This is a genomic window from Rhizobium sp. CG5 (assembly GCF_023701945.1).
GTDB lineage: Bacteria > Pseudomonadota > Alphaproteobacteria > Rhizobiales > Rhizobiaceae > Allorhizobium.
The window spans coordinates 88,329-95,671 of the sequence record NZ_JABAEF010000022.1 but is presented as its reverse complement, the minus strand read 5'-3'; the positions used below and the strand labels follow the sequence as shown (position 1 = coordinate 95,671).

Annotated in this window: 4 protein-coding genes; 2 read left to right on the top strand and 2 right to left on the bottom strand. The window is 63.2% G+C overall.

Annotation, left to right across the window (positions count from 1 at the left end):
• Positions 1-5,037: apolipoprotein A-IV repeat region-like domain-containing protein (locus HGO38_RS26640; protein WP_250958835.1), on the bottom strand; the 5,037-nt coding region annotated here is incomplete at its 3' end.
• A gap of 481 nt (positions 5,038-5,518) precedes the next feature.
• Here HGO38_RS26640 and HGO38_RS26635 point away from each other — a divergent pair.
• Together HGO38_RS26635 and HGO38_RS26630 are read left to right on the top strand one after the other, a co-directional pair.
• Entirely contained in the window at positions 5,519-5,887 is a 369-nt protein-coding gene (locus HGO38_RS26635; protein ID WP_502941640.1) for an Hpt domain-containing protein, read from the top strand.
• Positions 5,888-6,087: 200 nt separating this feature from the next.
• Positions 6,088-6,408, top strand: coding sequence for a 2Fe-2S iron-sulfur cluster-binding protein (locus HGO38_RS26630; RefSeq protein WP_250958833.1), 321 nt, complete (start codon positions 6,088-6,090; stop codon positions 6,406-6,408).
• A 293-nt stretch (positions 6,409-6,701) separates the two neighbouring features.
• Here HGO38_RS26630 and HGO38_RS26625 read toward each other — a convergent pair whose 3' ends face one another.
• Positions 6,702-7,322, bottom strand: a complete 621-nt coding sequence (locus HGO38_RS26625) for a DUF922 domain-containing Zn-dependent protease (protein WP_250958832.1) — start codon at positions 7,320-7,322, stop codon at positions 6,702-6,704.
• Between the last annotated feature and the right edge of the window lie 21 nt (positions 7,323-7,343).

Genomic DNA, 7,343 nt, shown 5'->3' with positions numbered 1-7,343 from the left:
TTTCGCAGCTGGTCGGCAAGTCGAGCCAGCATATGGAGATCTCCGAGCCGGTGGCTCCACCGGGCGCGCCTGGGCAAGGGTGCGGGCCACCGGCTCGGAGATCTCCATATGCTGGCTCGACTTGCCGACCAGCTGCGAAATGTCCTGCAGCGCCTTGATCTGTTCGGCGACGGCACGCCGCATGGCGGTCGCACTTTCCTTGGCTTCCTCGGGAAGATCGAAGGCGCCGCGCTTCAGCTCGTTGCGGGTCAGGTCCAGTTCCTTGCGGATGTCGATGGCCGACTTGCGGATCTCTTCCGTTGCGCCGGAGAAGCGGCCAAGCGCCTCCTCGACCGACTGACGCACCGCTTCGCGCATGTGGTTGGCAGCGCCATCCGACTTGCGACCGGCCTCTTCGAGGATACGGTCGACATCCGACAGCGAGGCGGACAGGCCGCCCTGCAGCCGCTGGGTCAGCTGCGTGGAGCGCTTTTCCGCATCCGTCAGCGTCTTCTCGATGGCACGATTGGCGTCTTCGCCCGCCGAGATCAGCGCATCGCGCATGGTACCGGCCGTGGCCTGGGCCTTCTTCTCGGTCTCGCCGAGGATCTGGCCGATATCGGTGAACGACGACTGGATGCTCTGGCGCAGGTTTCCAGCCACCTGGCCGGAGCGCTGCTCGGCCCGCTCGAAAGCCGTGTCGACCATATTGGCGAGCGTCTTCATGGTGATTTCGATCTCTTCCGACCGCTTGACGAGGCCGACCGAAAGGTCGCGCAGCGCCTGCTGGCGTTCTTCAAGCGTGCCGGCGAGGTTCGACTGGGCAGCGCCCAACAGCTCGGAGGCCTGGCCAAGCACCTTGGAATGGTCGCCGAAGCGGCTGACGATGCCGGTGACCTGCGCCAGCGCCTCGTTGGAGACGGCCGACAGCTTTTCCAGCTTGCCGTCGAGCAGGCGACCGGAGGTCGATAGCAGGTCGGCTGCCTTCGATGTGGTTTCCGCCAGGCGGTCGGTGGTTGCACCAAACTGCCGGTCGGCGGCATAGAGCGTTTCGGCGGCCTGGTCGACCAGGGCGGTGATGCTTGAATTGCTCTCGGCAAGCCGGTTGATCATGCTGCCGGCACTGGCCGCCAGGCTGTCTTCCGCAGCGCCAAGCTGTTGCGCGGCGTGCGAGGCGCGGGCGGCGATCGCATCGATCATCACGCTGTTCTCGGACCGCAGCCGCTGAGCGCTCTCTTCGGCAGCCGAGGAGATCCGCTCCGCGGCCTCGCGGCCGATATCGGCAAACTCGGCAACGGTCGGCTTGGCCTTCTCGTCGATCAGGCGCGACAGTTCGGCCGAGCGGCTCGACAGCATCGAATTCAGATCGCGGGTCCGCTCGTCGAGTGCCGAACGGATGGCGTTGCCGCGCGCTTCCAGCGCCTTGTCGACAGTCTCGAGCGTGGCATGGATCTCGTCGGTGCTGCCGGACAGGGCGGCGCGAATGGATGCGGCCCTGGCGTCAAGCGCGGTTTCGGCCGCCTCCAGCGTCGAGGCGATCTCGCTCGTGCTGCCGGACAGGGATGCCTTGATCGAGGCAGCCCGCGCTTCCAGTGCCTGTTCGGCGTCGCTGAGCGTGTTGGCAATGCTGGAGACGCGATTGCCGACCAGCGCTTCGGCATCGGCAACCTTGCGCACGATGGCGTCGCCGGCCTCGGAGAAGCTCTGGGCGAGCGCCACGGTCTGGCCGGCCAGACGGCTCTGGGTTTCGGAGATCCGGGCGGAAAGCTCCTGCGAGCGTTCCTCGACCGAGCGGCTGAATTCGGCATGCTTGGCGCCGATCGTGTCGGCGAAATCCGAGCCGGTCTTGTTCAACAGTTCGGCCGACCGCAGCGCCTCGCTGTCGAGCTCCTTGGCGGCATCCGCCACGGCGCCACGCAGGCTTGCGGCAAGACCCGCCGCCTTGCCTTCGATCGTGCTGTTGACGTTCTGCAGGCCGATATTGAGCGCCCGATCCATCGTCGACAGGCGTTCGTCGATCATCGCCGTACGGCTGTCGAAGGTCTCGGCGACGCGCGCCGTTCCGTCGTCGAGCGTCTGGGCGATCCGTGCCGTCGCATCGCCGCTGACGCGCTCGATCTCGGAGACCTTGTCGGCCAGCTTTTCGGCGAATTTTTCCCCGGCATCACCGACGCGGGCATCGACGCCGTCGAGGCCGTTGCGAATGCGCTCCTCGAGCGTGCCGAGGCTGACTTCGATGCGGGTGCTGGTTTCGTCAAGCCGATTGGCCATGCCGCCGACCGAGCCGGCGACGCGGGCCGAGAAGTCCTCGGCCGTCCGGGTGATCTCGGCGGCCGCTTCACCAAGCTGGCCGGTGATGGCGCCGGCGGTGCCGCGCAGGCGCTCGTCAAGGGCCTGGCCGCTGGCGTCGATCGCCAGGCGCAGGGCGTCCTGATGATCTTCCAGCGTCATTTCGAGCATGCCGGTGCTGGCAGCGACGGTGGCGCCGATCGACGTGCCCTGTTCGTTCAGCGTGGTTTCGAGCTGTTCGCGAGCCTCGTTGAGGGCCAGCAGGATGGCACTGCTGCGCTGGTCGAGCGTCGAGCGGATGCGCTCATGGGTATCGCCGAGAGTGCCTTCCAGATGCGAGACGCCAGCCTGAAGGCCGCTCTCGATGCGCTGGATGCCGTCGCCGAGTGCCGTTTCTACTCTCGTGCCGCTGGCATTGAGGGTATTCGACAGATGATCGGCATGGGCCGTGAGCGACAGATCGAGCCGCTCCTGGTTTTCCACATAGGCGCTGCGGATCGCTTCGGCCTTGTTGCTGAACGCCGCTTCGATGCGGTTGTCCGCATCGGCGACCGTCTCGATGATCGCCTGCGCCTTACGGTCCAGCGTCTCGGCCAGCCGGCCTTCGGTGGCCGCCATGGTGTTGACGATGGTGCCGGTGCTGGTGTCGAGGATTTCGGCGAAACGCTCCTGGTTGCCCGACAGCGAATTGAGGATCGCTTCCGAACGGCTGCCCAGGGTTTCTTCGAAGCGGGTCTGGTTGGACGACAGGGCGTGGTAGAGGGCATCGCTGCGCTCGGCGAGGACGATGTCGATCCGCTGATGGGCCGCCGTCAGGTTCTCGCCGATCTCCTGGGTGCTGCGCGCCAGGGTCGTTGCAATCTCATGGGTGCCACGCTCGAGGTTGGCGGCCAGTTCCAAGTTGCTGCGACCAAGGTTTGTCGACAGCTCTTGATTGCCACGATCAAGATTGGCGACCAGTTCCTGGTTGCCGCGGGTAAGATTCGTCGCCACGTCTTCAGCGCCGCGGCCGAGCGTGGTCGCAAGCTCCTGGGTGCTGCGGTCAAGGGCTGTGGCAATTTCCTGGGTGCGCGACGCCAGGACCTCGTCGATGCCGTCCTGGCCGCTGCCAAAGGCCACGGCCAGGGCAAAGGACTGGTCGGTCAGGCTGGAGCCAAGCCGCTCGATGCTGGAATTCAGGATGCCGTCGATCGCCTCGGAACCGCCGCTCAGCGTCTCGTTGATGCGGGCAAGGCTTTCCATCAGCTTGCTGTCCAGCGATCCGGCACGCTGGTCGAAGGCGCTGGCAAATTCTGCGACGCGGTCATCGAAAGCCGTATTGACCTGGCCGATCGTCGCCTGCAGGCGATCTTCGAACAGGCCGGAGCGCAGGTCGAGATCGACGATCGCATCATCGGCGCTCGATTGCAGGCTCTGGCGGAAGGTTGCGCTCTTTTCTTCAAGCGAAGCATTGAGCTTGGACAGAACGCCGTCGAGCGAACCGGTCAGGCTGGCTTCGCCGCTGGACAGGCTGTCGGCGATTTCGCGGGTGCGGGCGATCAGCGTCTCGTTGAGCTGCTTTGCCCGCTCGCTGAGCGCCTCGTTGAGCTTCTCGGTATTGGCGTCGAGCGACGAAGCCCGCGTCTCGAACTGGCTGAGCAGCTCCTGGCCGTGCTGCGACAGGGTCGATGTCAGGCCCTGCAGGCGCGTGTCGAATTCGGTCGTCAGCGAGAAACCGGCAGCGCCGAGCGTCTGCACCAGATCGTCGGTCTTGGCGGTCAGCAGGCTGCCAAGTGCGGTCGCGGCATTATCGGACCGCTCCATCAAGGCTGCGGCGCGCGTATCGATCATCGAGGCAAACGCTTCGCCGGAGGTCGCCAGCCGAACCGAGATTTCCTCGGTTGCCAGCGACAACTCTTCCTTGAGCTGCTCGTGCGCGCCGACGATCGAGGTGCGGATCCGCTCGGCATGATTGACGATGGCGTCCCGTTCCGAGCCCAGTTCATGAACCAGGCCGCGGACGCGCAATTCGTTGTCGGTGTAGCTGCGCTCCAGCGCCGTCACTTCCGAATGCACGAGGGTCTCGAGCTCGGTGGCCCGGGCGATGGTGCGCTCGATGCCTTCGTTCATCGCCGACACTTCGCGACGAACCGCCTGGCCGACGGTCATGATGCGCTCGGAGGCAATGGTCTCGGGTTCGGACAGGCGCAGGGCGACCTCGGCCATGGAGCGGGCGACATTACGCAGGTCCTGGGCGCGCGCCATCATGATGGCGAAGGCGAAGAACAGGAAGACCGGCAGGACCGTGCCGACCAGGATGGCAACGACGCCCGGCATGGCGACGAAATCGGCAACCGTTGCGGCAGCCCAGAACTGGGCGCCGTACAACAATTGCGAAAGACCGACCGCACCGAGCGCCCAGACCACCGAAACCAGCGTGGCATTGCGCAGCGCCGAGCGCATCGATGCGCCTTCGAGCGATTTCAGGATGGCGGAGGAGGAGCGCCGCGAGGCGTCATTGGCGGGGGCAAAGGCCGGGGCCTTCGGAGCAGGCTCCGGTGACAGCGGTCCGCGTGGCGGCGCACTCCGGTTCGCCTGGCGCTGTTCGGTCTGCCGGGCACTGGCAGGGCGCTGATTGGATGTGTCGGACACTTTGGCCTCCGGTGCATCAGGCGCTGGTTTCTTCTCTGGCGCCGGCGTCTCGTCTTCGTCGAATTCGATCCGCAAGGCCGCTTCAAGAGCCTGAAAAGCGCTATCGTCAATCGATTCGCTAATCTTGTTGTTCGCCATAGAGTTACGCCTCGTTACCGTCTACACGGCCGTTCTTGCCACGCTCCCAGAAGCCGCCTGCAGGAGGGGCGCGGCAAATACGGCTAACACTGAAATTCCGCTCCCGCCGCTACGCAGTTCGCAATTTCCCGACAGGATCCAATCCCGGCTTTCCGCTTTCTGCTGCGAAATGATGAAATTTTCATATCACCGTCCGGTCTTGGGGCAAAGCTCTGCGCCTTAAGCCCAATCCATCCGTATCGTAGTGACACATTCGCGATGTTGTTACAATTAACCGACTATGCCAATCCTAAAGGCGTCAGGCACTTGTTAACAATTTTTAAACCCTAAATCTTAGCGAAAAGTCATATTTTAGCGGCATTTAATGGAAATTAACCATGTCGTTAACTTTTCCTGGGGGCTGTTCCCAATTTAACCGGATTCCCACGGTTAAGCGCCAGGATCGCAGCATAAATCAAAACAAGAAAAGGACAACTTGGCCATGGCAGCCCTCAACATCGCCTTCGACGCTCCCGACAATTCCGGCAGCCGTTGCCCCTCAAGAGCACGACCGATCGACCTCGTCCATCTCGCCACCCAGACCATGGGGGACAAGGCGCTGGAAATCGAAGTGCTGCAGATGTTCGCTCGCCAGGCCCGTGGCTGTCTGCAGGGCCTGATCGAAGACAATAGCGACACGGTTCGCGCCACCGCGCACCGCCTGAAAGGTGCAGCCCTTGCCGTCGGTGCGTTCCGGGTGTCCGAGGCTGCCGGTGATGTCGAGGATCGTGGCGGCGACGCTGCAAACCTCGCCGCTGTCGGCGCGGCCGTCATCGAGGCGGAAAATTTCATTCTGAAACTCTGCCGCTGATCGAGCGCCCTGATCGACCACCATGCCAGCGGGCAGGGGCGGCAGGACCGGTCGACAGACCGGACCTGAATGGCCCTTGCCGAACGGCGGCGGACCACCGCGATGCCGGCCTTTTTACCCGGCCTTAAGGTTGACTGGCCTGGGGATTTGTTGGATGACTTCGCCGGTTTTAAATTGGCAAAAGTCTGGATACCGAGTTTATGACACAACTGACCATCGTTGCCTTTGACGGAACGCGTTTCGAACTCGACGCGGCCGTGGGATCAACCGTCATGGAAAATGCGGTCCGCAATTCCGTGCCCGGCATCGAGGCCGAATGCGGCGGCGCCTGCGCCTGCGCCACCTGTCATGTCTATGTCGATGACGCCTGGGTGGCGGCCGTCGGCGCACCGACCCCGATGGAAGAAGACATGCTGGATTTCGCCGTCGATGTCAGGCCGAATTCCCGTCTCTCCTGTCAGATCAAGGTGGCGGCGGGGCTGGACGGCCTTGTCGTGCATGTTCCCGAGCGCCAGGCCTGAGCGCAAAAAAAGCCCCGCTCTCCGTAGGAACGGGGAGCGAGGCAGAGGGGCGCATCGCCATCAGGCGAGGGAGGAACACCTGCGGCACCAGGATGCGCCAGGAGAACTCGGGAAGACAACACAACGGCTGAACTGCTGAATGACACTGTCATGACAGTTGTATTTAAGTTTTTTAGCAAGTGCTACGCTGAGAAATTGCCCGTTATTCACAGGGACTATCGCAAGTTTCGCACAGGTTTCGATGCAACCCGTGTTCCATCTGGTAAATTTTGAGGGTCAGGGCGCCTTGGCGCTCAGCGCGATTGCCGTGAAAGCCGGTATTGCAGTAAGCGCAGCATGCGGTTTTCGAAATTGGCTGATTCGACCCGGTCGAAGCGAATCTGGTCGCTGTCATGGGCTTCGACCGATTTTGCCGTCGCCTCGGCGACCTTGTCCTGCATAATGTCGCAATTGCGCTGCGGGCGCAGCCGCTGCAAGGCGGATTCCAGTTTCCTGGCGTGCTGCCGGGCAATCTCGGCATGACGCTCTTCGTGGCGCTTGATGTCACGCGACAGCGTATCCCAGATCAGGCCCAGGTCCCGGTCGGCCTTCCGGCGGTTTTTCCAACTCGGCAGAATAATCCGGGTTTCCAGCGTCACCTTGATCGAGCCGATCGAACAGCGTCCGTTGCTCTCGACATAGGTCAATTCGCCGCCAAATTTGATCTCGGTCGCGCCGGGATGACGGGAACCGGTGCTCTTGGTGAACGGTCCGTGGCGCTCCAGTTCCCGGTCGAGGTCCTCGGCCGTCCGTCCGCCGATCTGGAAATAGCTGATCGTCTTCTGCGAGATCATTTCGGCGCTGGCGACGGAACTCATGACCGCCAGAAGCGCTGCTGCTGTGATGCTGGCCATAAGGCCGCTCACTCTTGTCATTCTGTGCATCCGCAGTGTTGA